General features: G+C 52.6%; 18 protein-coding genes. 14 read left to right on the forward strand and 4 right to left on the reverse strand.

What is annotated here, in order from left to right; all coding sequences use genetic code 11:
• Positions 1-7 precede the first annotated feature (7 nt).
• Together JI741_RS06100 and JI741_RS06105 are read right to left on the reverse strand one after the other, a co-directional pair.
• A complete protein-coding gene (locus JI741_RS06100) occupies positions 8-1258 on the reverse strand; it encodes an aminotransferase class V-fold PLP-dependent enzyme (protein WP_202008164.1) in 1251 nt (416 codons plus the stop codon).
• An 11-nt stretch (positions 1259-1269) separates the two neighbouring features.
• On the reverse strand, positions 1270-1662 hold the full coding sequence (locus JI741_RS06105) for a RidA family protein (protein WP_202008165.1): 393 nt from the start codon (positions 1660-1662) through the stop codon (positions 1270-1272).
• Between the two features lie 120 nt (positions 1663-1782).
• Here JI741_RS06105 and JI741_RS06110 point away from each other — a divergent pair, with 120 nt between their 5' ends.
• The gene (locus tag JI741_RS06110; RefSeq protein WP_202008166.1) at positions 1783-2244 is read left to right on the forward strand and encodes an Lrp/AsnC family transcriptional regulator; all 462 of its coding nucleotides are present in this window, start codon (positions 1783-1785) and stop codon (positions 2242-2244) included.
• Positions 2245-2267: 23 nt separating this feature from the next.
• Here the strand turns inward: JI741_RS06110 and JI741_RS06115 are convergent, their stop codons facing one another.
• Complete coding sequence (locus JI741_RS06115) at positions 2268-4313, reverse strand: HelD family protein (RefSeq protein WP_202008167.1); 2046 nt, start codon at positions 4311-4313, stop codon at positions 2268-2270.
• 317 nt (positions 4314-4630) lie between these two features.
• Here JI741_RS06115 and JI741_RS06120 point away from each other — a divergent pair, with 317 nt between their 5' ends.
• The 8 genes from JI741_RS06120 (at position 4631) to JI741_RS06155 (ending at position 17063) form a co-directional block, all read left to right on the forward strand.
• Positions 4631-5206 (forward strand): hypothetical protein, encoded by a 576-nt coding sequence (locus JI741_RS06120; RefSeq protein ID WP_202008168.1) that lies wholly within the window; start codon positions 4631-4633, stop codon positions 5204-5206.
• A gap of 1 nt (position 5207) precedes the next feature.
• Positions 5208-5588: a helix-turn-helix transcriptional regulator gene (locus JI741_RS06125; RefSeq protein ID WP_202008169.1), complete on the forward strand. Its 381-nt coding sequence runs from the start codon at positions 5208-5210 to the stop codon at positions 5586-5588.
• Between the two features lie 76 nt (positions 5589-5664).
• Positions 5665-7530 (forward strand): 7TM diverse intracellular signaling domain-containing protein, encoded by a 1866-nt coding sequence (locus JI741_RS06130; RefSeq protein ID WP_236675915.1) that lies wholly within the window; start codon positions 5665-5667, stop codon positions 7528-7530.
• Between the two features lie 342 nt (positions 7531-7872).
• Entirely contained in the window at positions 7873-10812 is a 2940-nt protein-coding gene (locus JI741_RS06135) for a SusC/RagA family TonB-linked outer membrane protein (protein WP_236675916.1), read from the forward strand.
• 13 nt (positions 10813-10825) lie between these two features.
• Positions 10826-12304 (forward strand): RagB/SusD family nutrient uptake outer membrane protein, encoded by a 1479-nt coding sequence (locus JI741_RS06140; protein ID WP_202008170.1) that lies wholly within the window; start codon positions 10826-10828, stop codon positions 12302-12304.
• A 23-nt stretch (positions 12305-12327) separates the two neighbouring features.
• Complete coding sequence (locus JI741_RS06145; RefSeq protein WP_202008171.1) at positions 12328-14058, forward strand: cadherin repeat domain-containing protein; 1731 nt, start codon at positions 12328-12330, stop codon at positions 14056-14058.
• A 60-nt stretch (positions 14059-14118) separates the two neighbouring features.
• Positions 14119-15546, forward strand: a complete 1428-nt coding sequence (locus JI741_RS06150) for a glycoside hydrolase family 30 protein (RefSeq protein WP_202008172.1) — start codon at positions 14119-14121, stop codon at positions 15544-15546.
• Between the two features lie 65 nt (positions 15547-15611).
• On the forward strand, positions 15612-17063 hold the full coding sequence (locus JI741_RS06155; protein WP_236675917.1) for a glycoside hydrolase family 30 protein: 1452 nt from the start codon (positions 15612-15614) through the stop codon (positions 17061-17063).
• Positions 17064-17120: 57 nt separating this feature from the next.
• Here the strand turns inward: JI741_RS06155 and JI741_RS06160 are convergent, their stop codons facing one another.
• Positions 17121-18023, reverse strand: coding sequence for a DMT family transporter (locus JI741_RS06160; protein WP_236675918.1), 903 nt, complete (start codon positions 18021-18023; stop codon positions 17121-17123).
• Between the two features lie 331 nt (positions 18024-18354).
• Here JI741_RS06160 and JI741_RS06165 point away from each other — a divergent pair, with 331 nt between their 5' ends.
• The 5 genes from JI741_RS06165 to JI741_RS06185 all read left to right on the forward strand — a co-directional run bounded on the left by JI741_RS06165 (position 18355) and on the right by JI741_RS06185 (position 25783).
• Positions 18355-19413, forward strand: coding sequence for a fatty acid desaturase (locus JI741_RS06165; RefSeq protein ID WP_202008174.1), 1059 nt, complete (start codon positions 18355-18357; stop codon positions 19411-19413).
• 136 nt (positions 19414-19549) lie between these two features.
• The gene (locus JI741_RS06170) at positions 19550-21337 is read left to right on the forward strand and encodes an ABC transporter ATP-binding protein (RefSeq protein ID WP_202008175.1); all 1788 of its coding nucleotides are present in this window, start codon (positions 19550-19552) and stop codon (positions 21335-21337) included.
• A 116-nt stretch (positions 21338-21453) separates the two neighbouring features.
• Positions 21454-22578: a helix-turn-helix domain-containing protein gene (locus JI741_RS06175; RefSeq protein WP_202008176.1), complete on the forward strand. Its 1125-nt coding sequence runs from the start codon at positions 21454-21456 to the stop codon at positions 22576-22578.
• Between the two features lie 70 nt (positions 22579-22648).
• Positions 22649-23353: an ABC transporter ATP-binding protein gene (locus tag JI741_RS06180; RefSeq protein ID WP_202008177.1), complete on the forward strand. Its 705-nt coding sequence runs from the start codon at positions 22649-22651 to the stop codon at positions 23351-23353.
• 15 nt (positions 23354-23368) lie between these two features.
• Positions 23369-25783, forward strand: a complete 2415-nt coding sequence (locus JI741_RS06185; RefSeq protein ID WP_202008178.1) for an ABC transporter permease — start codon at positions 23369-23371, stop codon at positions 25781-25783.
• Positions 25784-25786: the final 3 nt, after the last annotated feature.

Here is a 25786-nt window from a genome sequence, read left to right on the forward strand (position 1 = left end):
GGTCGTTTTAAATAATCTCCTTTACAGCCTCCACAAACGTGTCGATTTCGTCTTTCGTATTAAAATAATGCGGCGAGGCCCGGATAGCCCAGCGCACATTCTTTTCATCAAAATCGATCACGGCGAAATTGCGAAAGGTGGGTACGACGTTGATTTTTCTATCGCGCAACGTCTGCACCTTGCGCCTGGGATCTGCGTTGGCGTCGTGTGTGGTGAACGTCACCAGTCCTCCCACTTCGGGTCCGCGATCCAGCACGCGCAGTCCGGGGAGGGTGGCCAGTTCGTGGCGCAGGTAGTCCGACAACAGCTTCACCTGGTGCCAGATTTTGTCCTCGCCAACCCGAAGACAATATTCAATGGCCAGCCGTGTTCCGAGCACAAGCGCGTAGGCAAACTCCCAATCCTCGAACCGGGTAGCATCGGCGCGCGGGGCGTATTTATCTTTCGCGATCCATTCCGCTCCGCGCATGTCGATGAACAACGGCTCCAGGCCGTGGCTGAGGGCTTTGTCGGAGATGTACAAAAACCCGGTGCCCCGTGGTCCCCGCAAAAACTTGCGGCCCGTCACGCTCAGGAAGTCGCAGTGCAATTCGGACACATCCAGTTTCATTTGCCCGATCGATTGACACGCGTCCAGGATGTACCACGTTTTTTCGCCGTGCGTTTTTTCATAGGCCGCATAACATTCACCAATCTCCTTCACAGGCTGCACAAGACCCGAATTGGTGGGAATGTGCGTGATGGCCAGCAACCGCGGCTGCAGCGTGTGGAGCTTGCGTCGCAGGTCGTTCAGATCAACGCCGCCCTCCGGCGCATTCCGGATGTGTTCGATGCGCAGGTTAAATCGTTTCTGGCACGACAGAAATTGGATTTGGTTGGAGATGAAGTCGTCGTTGTCGGTGAGAATGACGTCACCTTCGCGGAATGGAATAGACGAGAGCGCGCGTGTATACGAATCGGTGGCACTGGCCGTAAAGGCAATGTTGCCGGGCTGGCAGTGCAAGAGCCGCGCGGCCTGCACATAGAATTGTTGAATGGCGTCGGCCCGAACGGCTGAAGCCTCGTAGCCACCCATGGCTGCCTCGAGGGTGATGTGGTCCACAATGGCGCGCGTCACCTCATCGGGCATGAGGCTGGCCCCGGCGTTGTTCAGGTGCACAACGTTGGCACAGCCCAGGGTGTCTTTGCGAAATGCGGCGACTTCGGCGTCGGTGAAAATGCTTTCAGTGTTGTGGTATAAAGTTTTCGGGGAGGACATAGGAATTCGAATTATGAATTAGGGTGGATATTGATTTCCGCAATGCACTCAATTTCAACCAGTGCATCGTGTGGCAGGCCGAGCACGGCCACCGTGGTGCGCGCGGGTCGGTGTGAACCAAAACAAGTTTCGTATACGGCGTTCATGCGCGCGAAGTTTTTCATGTCTGTAAGGTATACGTTGGTTTTCACCACGTCGGGCAAGGTGATGCCGGCTTCCTGCAAAACGGCTTCGAGGTTAAGTAACGCCGTGCGGGTTTGATCTTCAATGTTCAGAGATTCTATTTTCATGGTGGCGGCATCGAGCGGTGTTTGTCCCGAACAATACACCCGCTGGCCCGTGACGATGGCGTGCGCATAGGGACCGATGGCCCGTGGCGCTTGTGAGGAAAAGATTGGCTTCATACGTTGTTTGTGATGTTTGAATGACGACACAAAGTTGACAACGCACGCGCGCATAAATTCTGCAAAGGGAATGGAATGGCAGGTTTTTCAGGTAATTTTGGTATTCAAAACGCACAAAACATGCAAGCCCTGGACGAGTTCGATAAAAAGCTGCTCCGCCTTCTGCAACACAACAATCGCTCGACCGCCGAAGAACTCGGCGCCGCGGTGGGGCTCAGCCCTTCGGCCGTGCAACGCCGCCTCAAAAAACTTCGCGACGACAAGGTGATCGAAGCCGACGTCTCCATCATCTCACCAAACGTGCTGGGCTTTGGCATCACTTGTGTGGTCGACATTGTGCTGCAGGATGGCAACTCGCGTGCCCTTGAAAAATTTAAAACCACCATGCGCAAATGTCCCGAAGTGATGCTCTGCTATTTTGTGACGGGCACCTACGATTTTGTGATCATCGTCAACACCCGCGACATGCAACACTATGAAGCCTTCAGCAAAAAATGGCTGATGGACAACAACAACGTGAAGCATTTCTATACACACGTGGTGATGGATCGGGTGAAGACCGGATTTAGCGTGGAGGTGTAACTACCACGCCCCTAAAATTCGGTTCAGGCAATGAATGCGCTCTTCTCTTTCGTGTAGGTCAACGTGAGCATGTGCATGGCGCGCGTGCAGGCGATGTAGAGCATGCGCTTGTCCATTTCCGTTTTGTAATTCCGGATGGAGGCAAATGGTACAATCACTTCATCAAACTCCAATCCCTTGGCCAGGTGTGCCGTGGTCACCACCACGCCTTCTTTAAACGACGTGCTGTCGGCGCTGAGCAGGTGAATGCCGTGAGCTTTAATTTCAGCATAGACAAACTCGGCCTGCTCGCGTGTTTTGCAAATGATGCCCAGCGATTGGTGTCCGGAGTTCTGAAAATTGATCACCAGGTTTTTGAGCGCCTCTGTTTCGGCGGCGTTGCTTTCGAAGCCGGTCACCACGGGCGCGGCACCGTGCCGTTCCATGGCAATGAGGTCTGGGTTGTGAAATATATGCTGGGCGAAACGGGTAATCTCAAAGGTGGAGCGATAGCTTCTGAAAAGTTTCACGGTGTCGCCCTGGGGAAACACGCGTTGAATGCCGTCGGCGTCGGACGCGCTATAGGGGTTCACCATCTGGCTCACGTCGCCGAGAATGGTTTTCTTGCACTTGAACAAACGCGACAACACGGCATACTGCACGGGTGTGTAGTCCTGCATTTCGTCTACCAGCAAATGCTTCACGTGGTCATAGGTTTGCACGCCTTCCAAGCGGATCTTGAAATAGAGAATGGGAAACACATCGGCATACTCCAGCGTGCCCTGGGTGTTTGCATACAGGCCCGGTTTGCCAAGCCATGTGAAAAAGTCGCGGTATAAATCGAACACTGTGTTGAACTTCAGCATGCGGGGCACTTCTTCCCAGATCTGCGCCTTTTCACGACCCGACAACTTGCGTTGTGTATTGCTCCGCACGTGTTGCTGAATGTCTTTGATCACTTCGGGGAAACGCTTCAGCAGCGGGATGCGGTGATAGGCTTTGAAGCGCTCGAGTATGAAGGGAAACGGCACCACCGTGCCGGCGAGACGAAGCTCGGTTGGGTTGAAGTAATTGTTCTCGACGTGGATGAGATACTGGTTTAGCTTGCTCAAAAACTCAAACGACGATTTGAACTGCACGCGCTCCACAAATGCCGCGTCGTCGTCGTGTTCCAGCAGGTAGGCCACCTGTTGGAAGAAATTCTGAAATGTTACTTTGTGTTCGAACACTTCCGCGGCCAGTTCTTCCATGCCCATTTCCGGAATCTGTTCTTCGCCCAACTCCGGCAACACGTTCGAGATGTAGTCGGCAAACACTTTGTTGGGCGAGAGAATGAGAATGTCTTTTGCCGCGATGCTCTCCCGGAAACGGTAGAGCAGGAAGGCGATGCGGTGAAGCGCAATGGAAGTCTTGCCCGATCCCGCCACACCCTGGATGATCATGACCGGAGCGCTTTCGTTCCGGATCACGGCATTCTGATCGCGTTGAATGGTGGCGACGATGTTCTTCATTTTGTCGTCGCTCGATTTGCTCAGTTCTTTTTGCAGCACGTCGTCGTGAATGTTCACGGCATTCTCGATCATAAACTCCATGCGACCTTCCTTGATCTTGTACTGTCGCTTCAGCACAATTTCACCACTCACTTTTCCCGAAGGTGTGGTGTAGTCTGCCGCACCAAGTTCAAAATCATAGAACATCGACGACACGGGCGCGCGCCAGTCATAGATAAGGTTGAGGCGTTCGGTCTCGTCCGAAAACGTGTAGATGCCTATGTACACCGACGTTTCTCCACTTTCTTTTGGAATGAAATCGATGCGCCCGAAGTAAGGCGAATCGTGCAACTTCATCAGCTTGCGTTTTCGCGCCACGGCCGACTCGCCCGTAAAGGCCATGCGGTTGATAGACTGCCCCGCGGCCACCATGTCGGCGTCGTCCATACCCGATTGGTGCTCATAGATATATTCCTTGTTCTGCCGAAGCTCTTCCGAAAACTGCCTGATGCGATCGTCCACCCGGCGCGTTGCCAGCAACAATTTTTCCTTGATAACTTCCAGATATTCCCGCTCGTCCTGTTCTGTGGTATGAATCATGGCGCAAAGAAACGGAAAAGTTGGGGATTTGGGAGATAACTGTAGCTAATATCCTATATCGATTGGTTGTCATGGGCGAATGGCTTTCGTCGAATAGCGGTGATCTGGTTTGTGATTTTGTTATCGAAAAAATGTTTACTTTGAAATATCTGATCATTGTGTTAATCGCCCAGTTCTAGGAATTTTTTTGGCTTTATTCTACGTGCTTCCACCGGAATGCACTAACACACGCTGTGGCTATTTGTGAGTCGGTTGCGCTAGCAGCTTTCTGCTGCAAACTAGGCGCTTTAAAAATGTAAACCTATAGATTGACAATTATGCATGTTGTTGCTATCTTTGAAAAAGTTCATCCGAATCTGTTCTCGGTTTTATTTGATGAACACGACGAGTTGTTGATGGAACTTGGAGGGGATCATCCGTCGACCGGCAAAGATGAATTGGTCAACGCATTTGAAAAATGGAAGGACGTTTTTTGGCTTCGACAGTTTTTTATGACGTATCGTCTTGACTTGATGGCCTATGATTCCGCGATGACGGTAAAGAGAGCCATACGTGAAACGACCGACGAAGCTGATGCGTTTTATGATGACTTGGTTTCAATGGCGAAAAACTCCGCAGAGCAATTGAGCAAGTTGTTCAAGCCTCTTGATAACCGTGAAGTGGACGGACTCCCGTATGAATTTCAAAGGCTAAAGGGAAAACGGAGATGGCTACGGTTGTATGCTCTGAAGTATGGAGATTCCTATGTGATTACCGGCGGCGCTATAAAGTTAACCAGAGGAATGCGAGAAAGGCCTCACCTGAAACTAGAGCTTATTAAACTGGAACGTGTTAAACTATTTCTGGATAGCGCAGATAGTCGTGGTTTGTTTGTTTACTTAGACGTGATTTGATATGACAGGAGCAAAAAAAGACAACAAAATTCAGTCGCTGGCCAAAGGTGCGACGGCTTCACCCTGGAAAGAGCTTTGGCTGTATAAAAAGGAAAACAGGCAGTGGTTGAAAAAGTCGCGCGACATTGCCATGAAAATACTGGATACGTTGGAGGAGAAGGAAATGACTCAGATACACCTCGCGCAGCAGCTTCGCGTTTCCCGGCAGCAGGTGAGCAAAATAGTAAAGGGCCAGGAAAACCTTACGCTAGAAACCATTTCCAGACTGGAAGAAGTTTTAGGGGTGGAGTTGATCTTGACCAACATGGAAATTGGAAAACCTAAAAAGGTCTCCCCGGCCTTTAAAAAGAAGAAAGGTACCGCCCCGATAAAACGAGGTTAATCCCTACATTTGCACTGTGAAGAGCGGGGCAGACACATATAAACGCAATATCCATAGGTTTTTTCAAAGCCTCCTGTTGCTTGTCCTCACCACCGGTGCCCTTGCGCAAACACCGGTTCCCATCCGCGACGCCGTTGATCAATACATTTTTTCGTTTTCTGAAATTCAGTATCTGGAAGACCCTGCCGGCACCATGAGTGTGGAGGAAGTGGCGTCGCTGCGGTGGAACGATGCGTTTCAGCCAAGCAAAAAATTCAGTCCGCAGAACTACAACCGCGAATCCTACTATTGGTATCGCATCAAAATCGACTACAACCCCGAGAGCAAACGGCGCTGGCAACTCGAGTTCTTCGACCAGACCATCGACGAGCTCACCGTGTTCATGCCCGACAGCGATGGACGCTACAGCCAGGAAAAATTTGGCGACAACCAACCTTTCGGCGAGCGATTTCTAAAACACAAAAATTTCATTGTCCACCTGCCCGATCACTACAGCGGCGTCTACACCTACTATTTCAAAGTGCAATCGCGACAACGTGCCGACATCCTGGTGGTGTTGCGGCCGCTGGAATATTTTTTCAACTATGCACTTGATGAATATTTTTTCTTTGGCATTTTCTATGGCATGATCCTCGTGTTCTGCTTCTACAACCTGCTCATGTTTGTGGCGGTGCACGAGCGACACTACCTCTATTATATTTTGTACCTGCTGGGCATTGGGTTGTATGAGATGAGTTCCGATGGCATCGCATTTCAATACCTGTGGCCCAATGCAACAGAATGGAATCAGTATGCACCGGGTGTTTCGCTCTATTTTGCTTCGACGTTTGCATTGTTCTTTGCAGCGTCGTTGTTGAACCTGCGCCGGCAATATCCGAAGTTGTTGTGGTTGCTGGGGGGCGTGTGGGTGGTGCGCACGCTCTATTTGGTGGTGAGCTTCTACGTGTCTGACCGTTGGTTCAACCTTCGCTTTGTGGAAGTAATTCCTTTTCTGGCGGCTTTCTATGCGGGCATCTATGCGCTTCGACAAGGCTACCGGCCCGCGCGCTTCATGGTGGTGGGCTATTCGTTTTTGTTCCTGGGCATCGTCATCAAATTTATTCAGTACCTCGACATCGACTGGTTGCCTTTGGGTGAGCTCACACACTATAGCCTGGGCTTCAGCTTCATCATGGAGATGATGTTCCTGTCGTTTGCCATCAGCGACAAAATAAAATTGTTGCGTGTGGAGAAAGAGGAAGCTCAGTTGCGCACCATCGAACAGCTGCAGGAGAATCAGAAATTGAAAGATCATCTGAACGAGGAACTGGAGCAACAGGTGAAAGTGAAAACGCACGAGCTGGTGCAAAAGTCCGACTTCATCGAAGCGCAAAACCGCCAGCTGGCCGATGTGAACCAAAAGCTTGCCGTGCAAGCCGAAGAGATTGCCGCCATGAATGCCTTGCTCACACAAGACAACAAAAAACTGAAGCACGACGTGGAGGTGGTGACCGAAGCCCGCATCCTTTCCAAGGAAGTGGACTTCGAAGAATTCAGCGCCATGTATCCCGACGACGCGAGCTGTCTGAAATTTCTGGCGGAGATCAAGTGGCAAAAAGACTTTGCCTGCACCAAGTGCAATCACAACAACTACAGCGAAGGCCGGAGCCCCTACAGCCGGCGCTGTTCGCGGTGCGGCTACGACGAATCGGTGACGGCCTACACCCTGTTGCAGAACACCCGTCTCCCCATCAACAAGGCGTTCTACATGATCTTCCTGGTCTACTCCACCAACGGCAGCATATCGTCGCACAAGCTGTCGGAAATTTTGCATATCCGGCAAAGCACGTGCTGGTCCTACAGCTCCAAAATCAAAAAAGCGATGAAGGAAAAGCGTAAAAACGGCGATCTCCGTCACGAAGGATGGCACTCTATATTATTATCCGAAGAATCGGTGGTGTAGCGACACCCGAAAAAACTGCGTTTTTGACCATTTGGAACCGTTTTCGGCCGGGTTCAAAAAAAAGTAAAATATTTATTTCCCCTAACCCCGAAGGATAACGCCTTCATAATCTTTTGATTACGCAATCCGTTGCTGAAACCGATTGCGGAAAATCTGGCGTATCACCTTTGTCCTTCTTGTTCTGAAAGAAGGCTGTTTTTAGGCCCACAGGGCCGCATTAACGGCTGTGCATGAACCGTATCATTACATGTAACACACTATACATCAGTATGTTAGTTTGTGTTTTATGCTGCTCATTTCCAATTTTGAACCATGACTAAACGCAACCTTTTTTAATCGCTTATGAGAAATAGTATACGGATGATCGTGGCCCTGCTGCTTCTGGGCAGCCTGAACGCATGGGCCCAGGATGTGGTGACGGGCAAAGTCACCTTGGTGACCGGCGAAGCACTGCCGGGTGTGAGCGTGATGCTGAAAGGCACATCGGTAGGTTCAATGACCGATGCAGATGGCAATTACCGGATCAATGCCAAAGAAGGCACGCTGATCTATTCCTTTATCGGCTATAAAACTCAGGAAACCCTGATCGAAGGCCGGACTTCAATAGACATCTCCATGGAAGAAGACATCACCACCCTCGAACAGATTGTGGTGGTGGGCTATGGCACCCAGGAGAAAAAAGACATTACGGGTGCCGTGGGCGTTGTGGACCAGAAAGCCATGGCGTCGCGTCCCAACACGCAGTTTGGAAACCTGATCCAGGGCAAGACGGCCGGCGTGCAGGTGATCTCGCCGTCGGGTAAACCTTCGGCAGGTTTCAGCATTCGTGTGCGCGGAACAAGCTCAATCTCGGGAAGCAGCGAACCACTCTATGTGGTTGATGGCGTGCCATCGTCAGACACCCGCACGTTGAACCCGGCGGATATCGAAAGCATCTCGATCTTGAAGGATGCCTCGTCGGCAGCGATCTATGGTGCGCAAGGTGCCAACGGTGTGGTGCTCATCACCACCAAAAAAGGCAAGAGCGGAACACCCAGAGTAGACTTCAACGCCTACACCGGTTTTGCCACAGCATGGCGCAAACTGAAAGTGCTGAACAGCGAACAATACCGCGACCTCATGACGGAGCTTGGTCAAAGCACCGACTGGAGTCAATATACGGCCAACACCGATTGGCAAAACGAGATCTTCCAGAACGGCAGATCACAAAACTATCAGCTGGCCATCTCCGGCAAAAGCGATAAGACATCCTACTACATCTCGGGCGGCTGGATGCAACAAACCGGCGCCGTGAGAAGCAGCGAAATGGATCGCTACAACTTCAAGATCAGCCTCGAACAGAAAATGAACAACTGGCTGGCCGTAGGAACCAACCTGAACTTTGTGAAATATCACGATGTAGACGTGAGCGACAACCTCAACGTGAACAGTGGTGGTGTTATTCTCGGCATGCTGTCCACACCTCCCAACATCGGCATCTTCCGTCCTAACGGAACGTATACAGCCAACCCTTTTCAGGATTGGGAAAACCCCGTGGCGGGAACCGACGGCTCGGATCGTAACTACAAAAATCAACGCGTGCTGGGCAACGTCTACTCCGAGATCAATTTCCTCCCCGAGTTGAAACTGCGCAGCAACCTGGGCATCGACTATCAGCTTGGCGTGAACGACTACTTCCTCAATCCGTTCAGCACCAGCTATGGCCGCGCCAAGAAGGGCATTGCCCGCAACTCGACCAACCTGACTAACTACTACATCTGGGACAACACCCTGCAATACAACAAGTCGTTCAACGAACACAACCTGAGTGTGCTGGTGGGATCGGTGATTCAGAAAACACGCTGGGAAAACAACTCCATCGAAAAGAACGGATTTTCGAGCGCCGGCATTCCTACAACCAACGCCGGATCTACTATCGTGAGCGCATCGAACGACAAGTCTGAAAAATCAAACGCATCGTTTATCAGCCGTGTCACCTACGACTACAACGGCCGCTACTTGCTGACGGCCAACTTCCGCGCCGACGGTTCGTCGTCGTTTGGTCCGAACAATCGCTGGGGATATTTTCCTTCGGTGAGTGTGGGCTGGAGAATTTCGGAAGAAGAGTTCTTCGCGGGCGTGGGCGCCGTGAGCGACCTGAAATTGCGCGCGGGCTGGGGTCTTGTGGGGAACGACATCGGAGGCTATGCCTACATCGGCAAAGTGAGCACCGGTGCTAACTATCCCATCGGCGGTGCCATCTTGCCGGGAACGTATCCCAACACCATTCAGAACAATGACCTGAAGTGGGAGAGCACCGAACAAACCAACATTGGTATCGACTTCTCGGTGTTGAATTCACGCATCCAGTTTTCGGCCGATGCCTATTTGAAAAACACATCCGACCTGTTGTTGTATGTGCCCATTCCAAAATCGACAGGCTTCGACACAGGCTTGCAGAACGTAGGGAAACTGCAAAACAAGGGTCTCGAATTCCAGGTAACGTCGCGCAACCTCGTGAATGCACTCACATGGGAAACCGACTTCAACATTTCGTTTAACCGGAACAAAGTGGTGAGCATCGTTGGTCAGCAGGTGATTGGTGGCGGCGTGGCCGGTAGAGGCGACGTTAGTTACTCGGTAGAAGGCAAGCCCCTCGGCATGTTCTATGGGTATGTGTCGGGCGGTGTTGATCCTGCTACAGGCAATGCCTACTACATCGACAAGAACGGCGAAAGCACATTCGATCCTGCCACCGACGATCGCACCTTCATCGGCAATCCCAATCCCGATTTCATCTATGGTATGACCAATACGTTTGGGTACAAAAATTTCTCGCTCAGCATTTTCTTGCAAGGTTCACAAGGCAACGACGTGTTTAATGCCACCCGCATTGAAACAGAAGGCATGACGGATGCAAAAAATCAGTCGGCCGTGGTGGCAAACCGCTGGCGCGCAGCCGGTGATATCACCGACATTCCGCGTTCCAGCTGGGGCAACACCAACAACTCGCGCTTGTCGTCGCGTTTTGTGGAAGACGGTTCCTACATGCGTGTGAAAGCCGTGACGCTGAGCTATAACGTGCCTTCGGCCATGATCACGAAGTTGCACATGAGCAATCTGAAAGTGTATGTGACGGGCGAAAACCTGTTCACCATCACGGGCTACAAAGGCTACGACCCCGAAGTGAGCGCCTTTGGTGGCGATAGCGACAACGGTGTGAAGAACACTTCACTCGGTGTTGACTATGGCACCTACCCGCAAACACGCAACCTCATCTTCGGTCTCAATGTTTCATTCTAATGCGACGCATGTCATGATAACAAAATTCAAAAACTATATCCTTGTTGCCACAGCGCTCACCGTGCTGTCGTCTTGCAACGACTACCTCGACCTGAAACCCATTTCGGATGCCACGGCAGAAAACGCATACGTCACGGCCAACGATGCCGAGGCGGCGCTTGTCGGTGTCTACGATTCCTTCTCACAGGAGTATTACATCTGGGACAACATCATCTTCAACGACGTGATGTCTGACAACTACTATGCCGGCGGCGACAACGCAGAGATTTTTGCGGTCGAGAACCTGGAAGTAGTGCCCACCAACGGCCGTCTTTTCAACAACTGGTCGCAGATTTACAATGCCATCGCCAAAGCCAATACTGTGCTGGCAAAAGTGCCCGGCATTGTGGACGCAAAGCTTGAAAATGGAAACCGCCGCAACCAGATTTTGGGTGAGGCTTCTTTCCTGCGCGCGTTTCACTACTATCAATTGGTGAAGATGTGGGGCGGTGTGCCACTCATCACAAAGCCCGTTGCGTCTACGGCCCCTTCTGAAACACAGATCGAACGAAGCACCGAAGCCGAGGTGTATGCACAAATCATTGCCGACCTCGAGTTTGCTGTGCAGAACCTGCCCGACACCTATGGCGATGTGGCCAGCGTGAACAAAGCCCGCGCAACAAAGGGCGCGGCCAATGCCATGCTTGCAAAAGTGTATGCCCAGAAAGCGGACCGCGACTACGACAAAGTGATTCAATATGCCGACGCCGTCATCAACAGCCCCGCAGGCTACACGTTGCTCGACAACTTTGCCGACCTCTGGGACGGCGCGCACTACAACAACGCCGAGTCGATCATGGAAGTACAGTTTGTTGGAGCACCCGAAGGCAACTGGGGACCCGGCTTGCTGTTGCCCCCCTCTATTACCGGCGACACCTGGAGAAAATTTGTGACGCCTTCGCATGACCTCATCAACGCATTCGACGCCGAAGGCGATGTGGAACGCAAGACAGCATCCATCTTGTTCGAGAAAGCACCCTGGGCCGACGAGTTCTGGTCGAAGGTGGTGAACGGCGATGTGCCCTTTGCCTTCAAATGGAAAAGCGCCAGCTCCGGTGCCAGCACCAACCGTCAATACATTGTGCGTCTGGCCGACATCCTGTTGTTGAAAGCAGAAGCTCTGAATGTGAAAGGTCAAACCGACGCAGCAAAAACATTGCTGAACCAGGTGCGCCATCGCGCAGGCCTGGGCGATACACCGGCAACCAACGCCGAGCTGAAGACCGCCATCCTGAACGAACGCCGTCTAGAGCTTGCACAGGAAGCCCAACGTTGGGACGACCTGCGCCGCAACAACGTGGCGGTGGATGTGATGAATGCCCTGCAGGAAATGAACATCATCACCGAACAAATGAAGGTCTACAAGATGACTACCGAAAAGCAACTGCTTCCCATTCCACAGTCGGAACGCAACCGGAATCAGGTGTTGGGTCAAAATCCAGGCTATAACTAAACACTCTTAACCGCCATCAAACGATGAAAAAAATATTTATTTACCTGTCGCTTATCCTGCTGTCTGCAGCCTGGTCGTGCAGCGAAAAAGATAACATGGAACCTGTGGGCAACTGGGAGATTACTGCTCCAGGTCTCGTGATGCCCAACGCGAACACCAACGTGTCGCTCGACGAAAATGAACCCGACGCTGCCACGCGTTTTGAGTGGACGGCATCGACAACAACAAACCGTTTCCTGGTGCAGTACACGCTGGTGCTGGTACCCACCGGCAGCACCGACTATGATCATCCGATCTTGTCGGCAACACCGGCCAACGCCGGCAAAGACACCTGGGTGGCATTGACGGCCGAGCAAATTGACTATGCCCTGTGGGCCGCTTGCTATCCGGCAAACGCCGAAGTGAAATTGCAATGGGTGGTAGTTGCCAAAGCGATCGAGAAGAAAGCGGTTGAAACCCGCGAGATCACCTTCAAACGTTTTGAAACCGAATATGTGCCCACCACGCTTTTCCTGACCGGCGAAGCTACCGAAGGCGGCGCCGACCTCACGAAAGCATTGCCGTTCCGCGCACTGACCGATGCCGATAAAAATCCTACTGGTGTATTCGAAATCTACACACACCTCACCAAAGGCTCAACCTACTTCTTCCGCGACCAGGCCGACGCGCACTCGCGCAAGATGGGCGGCGCCGATGGAAAAGTTACGTGTGGCAGTGACATTGCAGCACCCGAAACCGGAGAGTATCGCATCACGGTAGACCTGGTGAACAACACCTACAACGTGTTGCTCATCGACCGCTGGAGTCTGGTAGGCGATGCCGTGGAAGGCGGCTGGGGTGGCGATGTGCCGCTCGCCTATGTGGGCAAAGGTGTTTGGGAAAAAGAAGTGCCGTTCCTTAGCGAATCAGGTTTTGTGTTCCGCGCCAACGGCGACTGGGGCTTGCTGATGAAGCGCATAAAAAATACGGCCACAGCAAACAACAAAGGCGGCAAAGTGATTCTGGAATCGGAAGGCAACGACACCGGTGTGGCTTTTGAAGATATTCCCGGAACAACCGGTCTGCACAAAGTGACCTTGAGCCTCACCCCCGCAGGCTATACCTACACGCTTACAAAAATTGTGGTGGTGGTGGAAACGATCATTGGCAAGGCAACCGACATCACGGCCAACGCGGTGAGCGGAACCTTCACCGTCGAAACCACAAACACACCTTCGGAGCTCTATCTGCTGGAAGACGGCAAGATGATTCTGAAATTCACAAAGGACGGCGACATTTTCAAAAGCGTGAAATACGTGCCCCTGCAAGCCAGCAAGAACTATGAAATCAACACCGCAGAAGACGGCTCGGGCGATGTGGTGGATGGCGACGAAGACGGCATCATTACCGTGGACCACGACCAGGCGTATACCGTGAACGTTGACTTCGATCAAAAAGAGCTGAGCTGGAAACACTACAACCTGAAGCTCTTCCATTGGAACAACGACGGCGGCTGGGATCAGCGCCAGGAACTGGTGATGGCCTACTCGCATCCGTTCACGTTTACCACCACAGGCGACCTCACCGCAGGCTTTGATTCGAAAATCAACTCGCCCTGGGACATCGAGTTCGGAAGCAGCAGCACATCGCTCACCGGCACCATGGTTGTGAAAGGCCCCAACTACAAGGGCATCACCTCTACGGGAACCTACAAGGCGACCATCGTGGTGGCGGATGATTTTGCATCCGGAGAATACACTTTCGTAAAACAATAAGTTTGACAGATAGGGAAGAGGATAGCGACATGCTATCCTCTTGCTTTTTATATACTTCTTATGATCTCAGTTAAAAATCAGAATAGACTTGCAATCAAGTTAGGCGTCTTGTTGGTGGTGGCGATCGGAATAGCCTCGTGTTCCAAAAAGTCGCCGGAAATTCCAGCCACCGCAGAAGACAATGGCGTGGCGTTCTACATGACCACCGGCGACCGCGCGTCGCTGCTGGCCAAAACAGCGTTGACCGTGCCCGACCAAAATGCGGCCGTCATTGCTGTGGACACAACACAACGTTTTCAAAGCATCGATGGATTTGGTTTCTCATTGACCGGCGGGAGCGCTGCCCTGCTGCATGCGCTCGACAGCGGCAAAAGAGCTACATGGCTGAAGGAACTGTTTCTCACCGAAGGACAAGGCATCGGCATCAGCTATCTGCGCATCAGCATTGGCGCTTCCGACCTCGACGATCATGTGTTTTCGTATGCCGACAAAAAACCGGCAAACGGAAAGGCATTTCAGTTTAGCCTCGACGAAGATCGCAAACACCTCATTCCCATCCTCAAAGAAATCATAGCACTTAATCCAAACATCAAAATCATGGGCAGCCCCTGGTCGGCACCCACGTGGATGAAAGACAACGATAAGGCGAAAGCCGGAAAACTGAAACCGGAGTTCTATGAAGCCTATGCAAAATATTTTGTGCAATACATTCAGGAGATGAAGCAGGAAGGCATCGCGATCGACGCCGTGACGTTGCAGAACGAACCTGAAAATCCCAAGAACACCCCCAGCATGATTATGACGGCCGAAGATCAGGCGTTGTTCGTGAAAAAAAATCTGGGCCCCGCATTTAAGACCGCAGGCATCGCGACCAAGATTGTGGTGTTTGATCACAACTGCGATCATCCCGAATATCCCATCGCCGTGTTGAACGACGCCGAAGCAAAACCATTTGTAGACGGTTCGGCGTTTCACCTCTACCTGGGCGAAATCGAAGTGTTGTCGAAAGTGCACGAAGCACATCCCGACAAGAACGTGTACTTCACCGAGCAGTGGACGTCGGGCGAAGGCTCGTTTGCCGGCGACCTGCAATGGCACACCAAGCACCTCGTGATTGGCGCCACGCGCAACTGGAGCCGCAACGTGCTGGAATGGAACCTCGCGGCCGACCCGCAGTTTAATCCCCACACACCCGACGGTGGCTGCACATCGTGCCAGGGCGCGTTAACCATCGGCGCCGAGGTGACACGCAATGTTTCGTATTATATTATCGGCCATGCTTCTAAATTTGTGCCCGAAGGTTCGGTGCGCATTGCATCAACCGAAGTGGAAGGCGTTCCCAACGTGACCTTCATCACGCCGCAAGGCAAGAAGGTGATGGTGGCCGTGAACGACACCGATGCAGAAAAACATGTCGGTGTGAAGGCCGGCACAAAAACATTTAACGCAACACTCCCGAAAGGCGCAGTGGCGACGTTTGTATGGTAATTGAACAGCAAGAGAAGAGGGCGATGATGAAGATGACTAGCACGATGACAAACACAATTTCCGGAATGCCCCGCAAACGAGGCATGGTTTATATGTTGACAACGCTTGTGCTGGTGGCGGTGAGCTGCCAGAAGGACAGCGACCCGAAACCCGGCCCTCCCGTGCAGCCCGTTGCTGTAGGGAAAGCACAGGTATGGCTCACCACCGGCGACCAAACAAGCTTGCTCGCCCGACAAAGCGACGCAGCCATCACCACAGCGGTGGGCACACCGACCATTACCCTGGACACCACCACACGGCTACAGGAAATTGAAGGCTTTGGCGCGGCCCTCACCGGTTCGTCGGCCTACCTCATAAACAAAAAAATGTCGGCTTCGCAGCGGAGCTCTTTGCTGAAAAGCCTGTTCAACGCCACCGATGGCATTGGCATCAGCTACCTGCGCATGACCATTGGCGCTTCCGACTTTTCACTGTCGGACTACACGTATGACGACATGCCTGCAGGCCAGACGGACTATCCGCTCGACAACTTCAACATCGACAAAGACCAGGACGATGTGGTGCCGATGCTGAAACAGATTCTTTCCGTGCAAAGCAACCTGCGCATCATGGGATCGCCCTGGAGCCCGCCGGCCTGGATGAAAACCAACGGCAACCTGAAGGGCGGCAAACTGAAGACAGACGCCTACGACAGCTATGCACAATATTTTGTGAAGTATGTTCAGGCGTTCAAGGCAGAAGGCATCACCATCGACGCCATCACGCCGCAGAACGAGCCCTTGTTCTCTACAGCAACCTATCCCTGCATGGAGATGCAGGCGACCGACCAGCTTAACTTCATCAAGAACAGTCTCGGTCCTGCGTTTCAGGCCGCAGGCATCACCACGAAAATTGTGACCTACGATCACAACTGGGACAATACGGCCTATGCCATCTCGATCCTGAACGACGCCGGTGCTTCACAGTACATTGCAGGTTCGGCGTTTCATGCCTATGGCGGAAACGTGTCGGCCATGAGCGTGGTGCACAATGCAAGCCCTACGAAGGGTCTTTATTTCACAGAGATTTCGGGCGGTGCATGGGCAACAAACTTCAGCGATAACCTGCAGTGGCAGATGGCCAACATTTTTATAGGCACCACCAAGAACTGGTCGAAGAACGCATTGCTCTGGAACCTGGCCCTCGACGAAAACGCGGGCCCCACCAACAATGGCTGTGCCGATTGTCGCGGGGTGGTAACCATCAACTCAACTTCGGGCACGGTCACAAAAAACGTAGAGTATTATTCGCTGGGCCACTTCGCTAAGTTTGTGCGTCCCGGAGCGTTTCGTGTGGCGTCGACCTCCTTTGAAAGCTCGACCCAACTCGACAACGTGGCGTTCATCAACACCGATGGCAGCAAAGCCCTCATTGTTTCAAACGCCGGAAGCAGTCAGCAAACCTTTATCGCGAAACTCGGTGCACGCCAATTCAGCTACACCATTCCCGCGAAAGCGGTCGTCACCATTGTGTGGTAGAGGAACGGATACTGGAAAAAGAAAGGCTGGAGAATTCTTCAGCCTTTTTTTGTGTCGTCACGTTGAGGCTACCCGCTTTTTCATGTTCAGGATATACACGGCAGCAATGCCCAGCAGGCCGCCGACAATGGAATGCAGCTGTGGCACTTCGTTGAGAAAGATCCAGGAACCCAGGGCGGCAGAGAACGGCACGAGAAAAATGAAACTGCTGGCTTTGCTGGCACCGATCTTCACCGTGGCGATGAAGTAGAACGTGGTGGCCAGCGATGTGGTGATGGTGGCGCTGAAGAACAGGTTTCCCCAGAACGTGGCATCGGCATGATCTATCAGCACAACCGACGCGGAAGGGCCCGACAACGCGAACATTACGATCGTGCTCACGCCATACATCCAGCAACTGAACGCCGGCGGCGAACCATAGCGCGATGCACGTGCCGTGACCAGGCTCAGCAATGCCCACGAGAACGAGGCCAGCAGGAAATAAACGTTGCCCGCACTCCACAAGGCCGACGCGTCTGTGAAAATCTTCAACAGGATAAGTCCCGCCAACACCCCCAACGACAAACCATAAAACTCCTGACGTGTCGGCTTTCGGCGTGCGATGCCCAGTGTGAGGCAATAGGAAATGATGGGGTTGAGCACCGTAACCAGAATGCCACCGGCGCCTGCCTTGCCTACGGTGAGTCCTTTGAAAAACAAATATGTGTATAGCGAAATCAGTAAGGAAGCGAGAATCAGATCGCGGAAGCCACTTTTATCAAGACTCAGCTTTTGTTTGGCCAGCCACAAGATGAGCAGCAGCGACACAAACGTGAGGGCAAAGCGGAAGAAGGAAATGGTGAGCGGGCCGGCATAGTGCGACAAAATTTTTCCCGACGTCCAGCTAAAGCCCCAGCACGTCATGCTGAGAATCATGCCTAACAAAAACAGTCGTTGATTGGCCTGTGCCTCCTCTTTCATAAGCGCTCGAAAAAATAAAGCGGGAAAGATACTGAACGGAATGTTGATTTAAAGATGGTTTTGGAAGGTTATTTGAAGCTGGAAAATTCACGGCAGACAACAATGTGTTGCCAGTGGCGTTATCTGTCGCTTGTCGCGCAGTGCGAACACCCTACCGAACGTGAGTGTAGCACCATGCGAAGAAGGCAAAAAGTGAGAATAGTGAGATAAGCCTACATCAACTCATGTACTGTGTTGTGTGGTGCATGCGGTGCGGGAGGTATTCCTCAATTAAGGTTTGATTTCATTTTATTATGCTTACATTCAAGGTTCAATAGGGTTAAAAAGTAATATGGCGTTTTTAGATTATGTGTTGGAGCCCCCCCGCTACGGCTGGCAAGATGAATCGGGCAACCTGGTGAAGCCCACCAATGGTCAGATTGTGAGTGAATTTTTTTATCGCTTAAACATTTTCAGAACGCGTAAGAACTGGCTTTCCTTCATGAGCTGGTTGCAGGTGGTTTGCCTCGCACCTTTTTTCATCGTCTTCATCTTTCATTATTTCACCTGGGGTTTGCTGGTGGCCGCTTTCTTCTACAGCATGGTGTTCATGGGCACGCACGGCACCATCTGGCATCATCGCTATTGCACGCACGGCGCCTACACCTTCCGTAATAAGTTCTGGCTGTTCGTGACACGCAACCTGTCGCTGAAAATTATTCCCGAAGAAATTTATGTGGTGTCGCATCACGTGCACCACTGCAAGTCTGATCAACCCGGCGATCCTTACAATGCTACCGCAGGATTTTTGTATTGCTTCCTGGCCGATGTAACGCATCAGCCCATCAACCGAAACCTGAGCGAAGATGACTACAACCGCGCGGTGAACCTGATGAAGCACACGGGTGTGCAAACCAATTCGTATCAAGGCTATTTGAAATGGGGCGCGTTGGCAAGACCCGGGCTCACCCTTTTGCACTGGGTGCTCAACTGGGGTTTCTGGTATGGCGTGTTCTTCCTCATCGGCGGTCACCCGCTGGCGTTTGCGTTGTTTGGCGGAGCATGCTTCTGGGCCGTGGGCGTTCGCACGTTCAACTTCGAAGGCCATGGCAAAGGCAAGGATGTGCAGCGCGAAGGTGTTGACTTCAACCGAAAAGATAAATCCATCAACCAAGCCTGGCCCGGCATCGTGGCAGGCGAGTGGCACAACAACCACCATTTGTTTCCGCACAGTGCACGCTCGGGATTTATGTGGTATCAGCTCGACCTCGCGTGGTGCTACATCCGCCTGTTGTCCTACATCGGCGCGGTAACCACCTTTAACGATGCGAAGCCCCTGTTTCAAAAACAGTACCTCGCCGACAAGAAACAACCGCTCGCGACTGCCGAAACCGTTGACCGCGTCGCGTAATTTTTCCCGTCATTTTTTGATTTTGATTCTGAAACGTTCGGTTCTCCGGAGGTGATGAATTCGCATTGCTAAAAATGCGATTGCAATCGGCAATATCCGGGCTATTTTTGTAGCGGGTCTTGTCCCCTTGTTCAACATGCAGAATCCTTATTTTTCTCTGCTGGCCACGGCGTGGAAATATGCGCGACAGGAGCGAAAGCGCTTCGTGCTGGTATATTCCTGTTTTGTCATGGCCAACATTGTGGTGGCCGCGTCTCCGATTTTTTATGGCTGGTTTGTGAACGAACTGCAGACGCAAGGGGTGGATGTGTTGCGCACAGGATGGATCTACATCGCGTTCTTTGTGGGTGCGCGTCTGCTGGAGTGGGCCTTTCACGGACCCGGTCGCGTGCTCGAACGCAAGCTTGCATTTTCGGTGAGCCGCAATTTCATGGAAGAGCTCTATCACAAGATACTGCATCTGCCCATGGCCTGGCACCAGGATCATCACAGCGGCGCCACCATCAACAAACTTCGGAAAGCCTATGAAGCGCTGCGCGATTTTTTTCAGAACGGCTTCATCTATTTCTATTCGTTCGGAAAATTCTTTTTTTCGTTCGGTGCCATGCTCTACTTCTCGCCCGTGTTTGGTTCCATCGGCGTGGTGCTGGGCGCCATCACCATTCTCATCATCCGGAAATTCGACAAACCTTTTGTGGCCACGCTGCGACAGGTGAACGAACGCGAGCACGAAGTGTCGTCAACGTTGTTTGACAGTTTGTCGAACATAGTGACGGTGATCACGCTTCGGTTGGAAAAAAGAATCCAGACCACGTTTCTGTCAAAGCTGCTGGCCGTGTATCCGCCGTTCAAACGCAACGTGGTCATCAACGAATGGAAATGGTTCACGGCACAAATGATGATCGCCATCATCTATGGCGTCACCACATTGGGCTATCTGTTTCAGCACTGGAACCCCGGCGAACCCTTCATGATCGGAGGCCTCATCATTCTGTTGGGCTATGTGAACCAGTTCACCAGCGTGTTCAACGACGTGGCGGCTCACTACACACAGATTGTGAAATACGACACCGATGTTCAGAACGTGCGCGACATCGAAAAAGCATTTGACGAAAAACACACCGCCCTGGCCGCCGAACCGTTGCCCGACCATTGGCGCGTGCTCGATATTAAACACCTCACCTTCCACCGGGGCCGCGGCGTGGAGCGCGCACCGCACACCGGGGTGACCAACCTAAGCCTGCACTTCCCACGCGGTCAGCGTGTGGCGTTGGTGGGCGAAAGCGGGAGTGGCAAAAGCACCTTGCTCGCCTTGCTCCGCGGACTGTATACACCACAAGAAGGCGAGGTGATGGTGAATGAAACCGAACGCATCAGTTTCGACACGCTGGCCGACACCATCACCCTGCTGCCCCAGGACCCGGAGATTTTTGAAAACACCGTGCGCTACAACATCACCCTCGGCCTGGCTTTCGAAGAACACGAAGTGAAGGAAGCCTGCGATGCCGCACAATTCTCGACGGTCATTCATCACCTTCCACAAGGACTGGACACAAACATTATGGAAAAGGGTGTGAACCTTTCCGGTGGCCAGAAACAACGACTGGCTCTGGCCCGTGGCGTGCTCGCGGCCCGTTCCAGCAACATCGTGCTGCTCGACGAACCCACCAGCAGCGTAGACCCCCGCACCGAGCAAACCGTGTATCGCAATTTGTTCCAGGCGTTCGAAGGCAAAACCGTGATCAGCTCGCTCCACCGCCTGCACCTGCTGTCGATGTTCGACTATGTGTATGTTCTGAAGGATGGCGTCGTGATCGACGAGGGAACCCCCGCCTACCTCGAACAAAGCAGCACAGCCTTCAGGGCGTTGCGTGAGCAAACGAACCACGCGGCGCCCCGCGAAGAGGCTGTGGAAGAAGACTAGCGACGTCCTATGACAGGGCGCAACGGCGTTAAACGTCCAGCCAAATCCCATTGGACGACCTGTGGCGGAGTTGTGTTGAGTTTTGCGCTACATTTAAGAAACAGAATTTCCGGGCTTTGAACATATTAATTCATCAGCTATTCCTGGTTTTGATCTATGGCGGCATCGTGGTGGGCGTGTTCATCGTGGTGTTGCTCAACACGCGTGGGGTGCGAAAGGGGAGAGCCAACTTCTTTTTGTCGGTGTTGCTGGTGGCGCTGGTGTTCAGCGTCGCGCACATCCTGTTTGCCAGCCAGGTCATCAACCACCTGTCGGCCGAGGTCTATACCATTGGCGATCCCACATTCCTTCTCATCGCGCCGTTGCTTTGGTTTTATGCGTGCGAAATCACCGGCAAGCCGGTGAAGCGGAGCGGCTGGTTGATGCTGCACTTCCTGCCATTCTTTGTCGTCATCGTTTTGTCGTTGTCGCTGCGGTCGGTGAACAACGCGGACTTTCTGCGCGCCCTGGAGCGGTTTCATCGATTGATTGTGGTTGTGTTTTGGGTTGTGGTGGTGGTGCAGTTTTCGGTCTATCAGTTTTGGGTTCAGCGGCGCTGGCGTGACTATCAGAACCTGATACCGCGCGAAGTGTCCAACACCGAGAACGTGAGCATCGGGTGGGTTCGTTTTTTCATGGGAATATTTCTTTGTATCAACCTGCTGTTTCTGTTTAGTCTCTTTGCCGTCATTCATCTTTCGTTGGGAGAGTGGCTACCCAGGGCCACCGCGTTTGTTTTTGCCCTTTCCATTTTGGCGTTGAGCTACAAGGGTATTCTTCAGCGCGAGATTTTTCAATACGAAGAAATAAAAGTGAACGACGTGCTGACATCCGCATCCATCGCTGAAAAAGAAAAACCGGATCCCGCACGGATGCAGCAGTTGATGACGTATATGGAGCACGAGAAACCCTACCTCGATCCGGAACTGACGTTGACAACGTTGGCTAAAGCCATAAACATCACCCGCAGTCAGCTATCCCAGCTCATCAACGAAGGCACCGGCGACAACTTCTACGACTTTGTTAATAAATACAGAGTGGAACAAGTGAAGAAACTTATGGCCGATCCCGCGGTGAAACATTTTAACATGCTGGGCCTCGCCATGGAGGCAGGCTTCAAATCAAAGTCAACATTCAACCTCATCTTCAAACGCTTCACCGGGTTGACGCCCACCGAGTACAAGAAAAATTTAATGCCCTGAACACGTCCGTCAACATCCGTGTGGACGATGTGCCTTTTGCATTTTCCGATCGTTGCAGAAAAAAAACGATATGGAACATACCAACGAAAAATTCCTCATCCGCCTCAGCGGAGTCACCAAAACATTTCCCGTGGCCTCGGGCATCTTTCACGCCCTCAACAACATGACGCTCGACATACCGCGCGGACAGCTCATGGCCATCACCGGCAAATCGGGCAGTGGCAAGTCCACGTTGCTGAATATCATTTCGGGCATCGACAAACCCACGCACGGGAGTGTGGTGGTAGACGGCGTGCGCATCGACACACTTTCCGAAAGTGAGCTGGCCTCGTGGCGTGGCATCAACATTGGCGTGGTGTTTCAATTTTTTCAACTGTTGCCCACGCTCACCATTGCCGAAAACGTGATGTTGCCCATGGACTTCTGCAATCGTTACCCGGCAAAAGAAAGAAGACCACGCGCGCTGGCATTGCTGCAACACGTGGGCATAGGCGACCAGGCCGACAAACTTCCTTCGGCGCTTTCCGGAGGACAACAACAACGCGCTGCCATTGCACGGGCGCTGGCCAACGACCCGCCAGTGCTCATGGCCGACGAACCCACGGGCAACCTCGACTCGCAAACGTCAACCGCGATATTCGAATTGTTTGCGGGTCTGGCGCGCTTGGGCAAGACCGTGATCATCGTCACACACGAACGCGATTTTGCATCCTACTTCGAAAACACAATGGCCATGGCCGACGGAAAAATGGTGACGGAACTTTCACACGCCTAACCCGGATCATCACAAATGAAAACACGCTATAAAAAAGTGATGCGCGACCTTCTGTCGGGCTATGCAAAAAATGCCATGCTGGTGATCGCCATGGCGATGGGAGTGTTTGGTGTGGGTGCAATTTTGGGAGGCTACAGTGTGGTGAAGCGCGAGATGACCGCCAACTACATGGGTACCGTGCCTGCGTCGGCTACGCTGGAGATGGAAGACAGCCTCAAACAAGGCCTGATCGACAGCGTTCGCCAATGGCCGGGTGTGTCGCAAGCCGAGCGCCACGCCACCGTGTTGGCACGCATGCGCATTGACGACAAATGGTTTCCATTGCTCCTGTTTGTGGTAGACGACTTTGAACACCAGCGCACAAACATCGCGCGTCACGTGTCGGGCGAACAAACACCGCCCACCGGCACGCTGCTCGTGGAGCGAACCGCGTTTGTGGTGATGCATGCGCAGGAAGGTGATTCGCTTCTGGTGAAGACACGCCACGGTGAAGCCAAAGCGCTGAAAATTGTCGGCACTGTGCACGATGCAGGGTTGGCGCCGGCATGGCAAGAGCAAGCCGGCTACGGCTACATCACCTTGTCGACGCTGCGTGCGCTGGGTGAGGATGGCGGGTTCGATCAACTGCGCATACTCGTGAGCGAACATGCCGACTCGCGCGACCATATTGAAACGAAGGCGAAAGAAATTGCTATAGCCTTGAACGCGCGCCATCATGGCGTGCACGAAATTCAGATTCCACCACCGGGCAAACATCCGCATCAAAGCCAGATGAGCGCAGTCATGACCATCTTTGTGATGTTCAGTTTTCTCGTGTTGGTGCTGGCGTCTATTCTGGTGGGCACTGCTGTGGCCACCATCATGGTGAAACACGTACGGCAGATCGGTGTCATGAAAACACTGGGCGCAAACTCGCGACAAATCGCAGTGATGTATCTGACCATGGTGTTCGCATTGTGTTTGGTGGCTTTGGTCATCGCCATTCCGCTGAGCCGGGTAGCCGCGGCTGCTTTCTATGATCAGATTGCCGTGTTGCTCAACCTCGAAATTCGCGATGCGTCAATTCCGGTATGGGTGGTGGCGGTGCAGGTGTTTTCGGGCATAGGCATTCCGTTGCTCTCGGCGGCGGTTCCGGTGTTACGCGGAAGTTTCATTTCTGTGCGCAAGGCGCTCGACAATCATGGTGTTGGTCATCGTCCGCAACAGCAACTGTCGTGGACCATGAAGATGTTGTCGTCGTGGAAGTTTGCGGGCGACATGTTTCCCTTGGCCATGCGAAATGTTTTTCGACAACGGTCGCGGCTCGCCATGACATTGGGTTTGCTGGCCGCAGGCGGGGCCATGTTCATGATGGCCCTCAACGTGTCGGAAGCGTGGGAAGCAAACCTGTCGAGAATCTATCAACAGCGTTTATATGATGTGGAATTCCGATTGAACCGTCTGCACCCGACGGATACGTTGTTGGCGAAGCTAAAATCCATTCCCGGTGTCACACATGTGGAGGGATGGAATTCGGCAGCGGTAGCATTTTCGAAAGGCAACAAAGGTGTGGAGGTCACACGCACCTATCCCGACAAAGGGCATGGAAGTTTCAGCATGCAAGCCCTGCCCGTGTCAACACAGTTGCTTCGTCCCGACATCACCGCCGGGCGCTGGCTGCGGGAAGGACAAGCCAACGAAGTGGTGTTGAACCAACTCGCCACACCCATGCTTTCGTCTGTGGCGTTGGGTGACACAGTTTCACTAACCGTAAATCAACACACCACCGCATGGACTGTGGTTGGTTTTGTGGAGGATGTGGGCACACCGGCCACGGCTTATGTGAGTATCGAAGCATTTGCAAAAGCGGAAGACACAGCCGGAAAATCAAACGTGCTACGCGTTGCCTATGCCGACCGGTCGAAAGAATCGACCGTGAAAAACAACCGGCTGGTGGAAGCGCTGCTCGAAAAAGAAAACATCGGTGTTGACGCCACCATTCCCGTCTGGCTTCTGCGCAATGCCATTGCCGGTCACATGAAAGTGCTGGTCAATTCGCTCATGGCCATGGCGCTGTTGATGGCCGTGGTGGGAACATTGGGACTCATGTCGACCATGAGCATGAACGTGCTGGAGCGTACACGTGAAATCGGTGTGATGCGAACGCTCGGTGCAACCCCACGCAAAATCCGGAGCCTGGTGGTGTGGGAAGGTGTGAGCATTGGCGTGATGAGCATTTTTCTTGCCTTCGCGCTGTCGCTTTTGCTGTCGGCCTACATAGGCAGTTTCATTGGACATATGGCGTTTCGCACACCGTTGTCGTTGCAGATTTCTATTGTAGGTGTTGTGGCCTGGGTGGCCATGGTGATGGCCGGTGCCTATGTCGCTACGTTGTATCCGTCAAAGCGCGCAAACACAATCACCACGCGCGAGGCGTTGGCCTATGAATAGAAA

Origin of the sequence: Chryseolinea lacunae (assembly GCF_016735595.1) — a bacterium.
In the GTDB taxonomy this organism is placed as follows: domain Bacteria; phylum Bacteroidota; class Bacteroidia; order Cytophagales; family Cyclobacteriaceae; genus Chryseolinea; species Chryseolinea lacunae.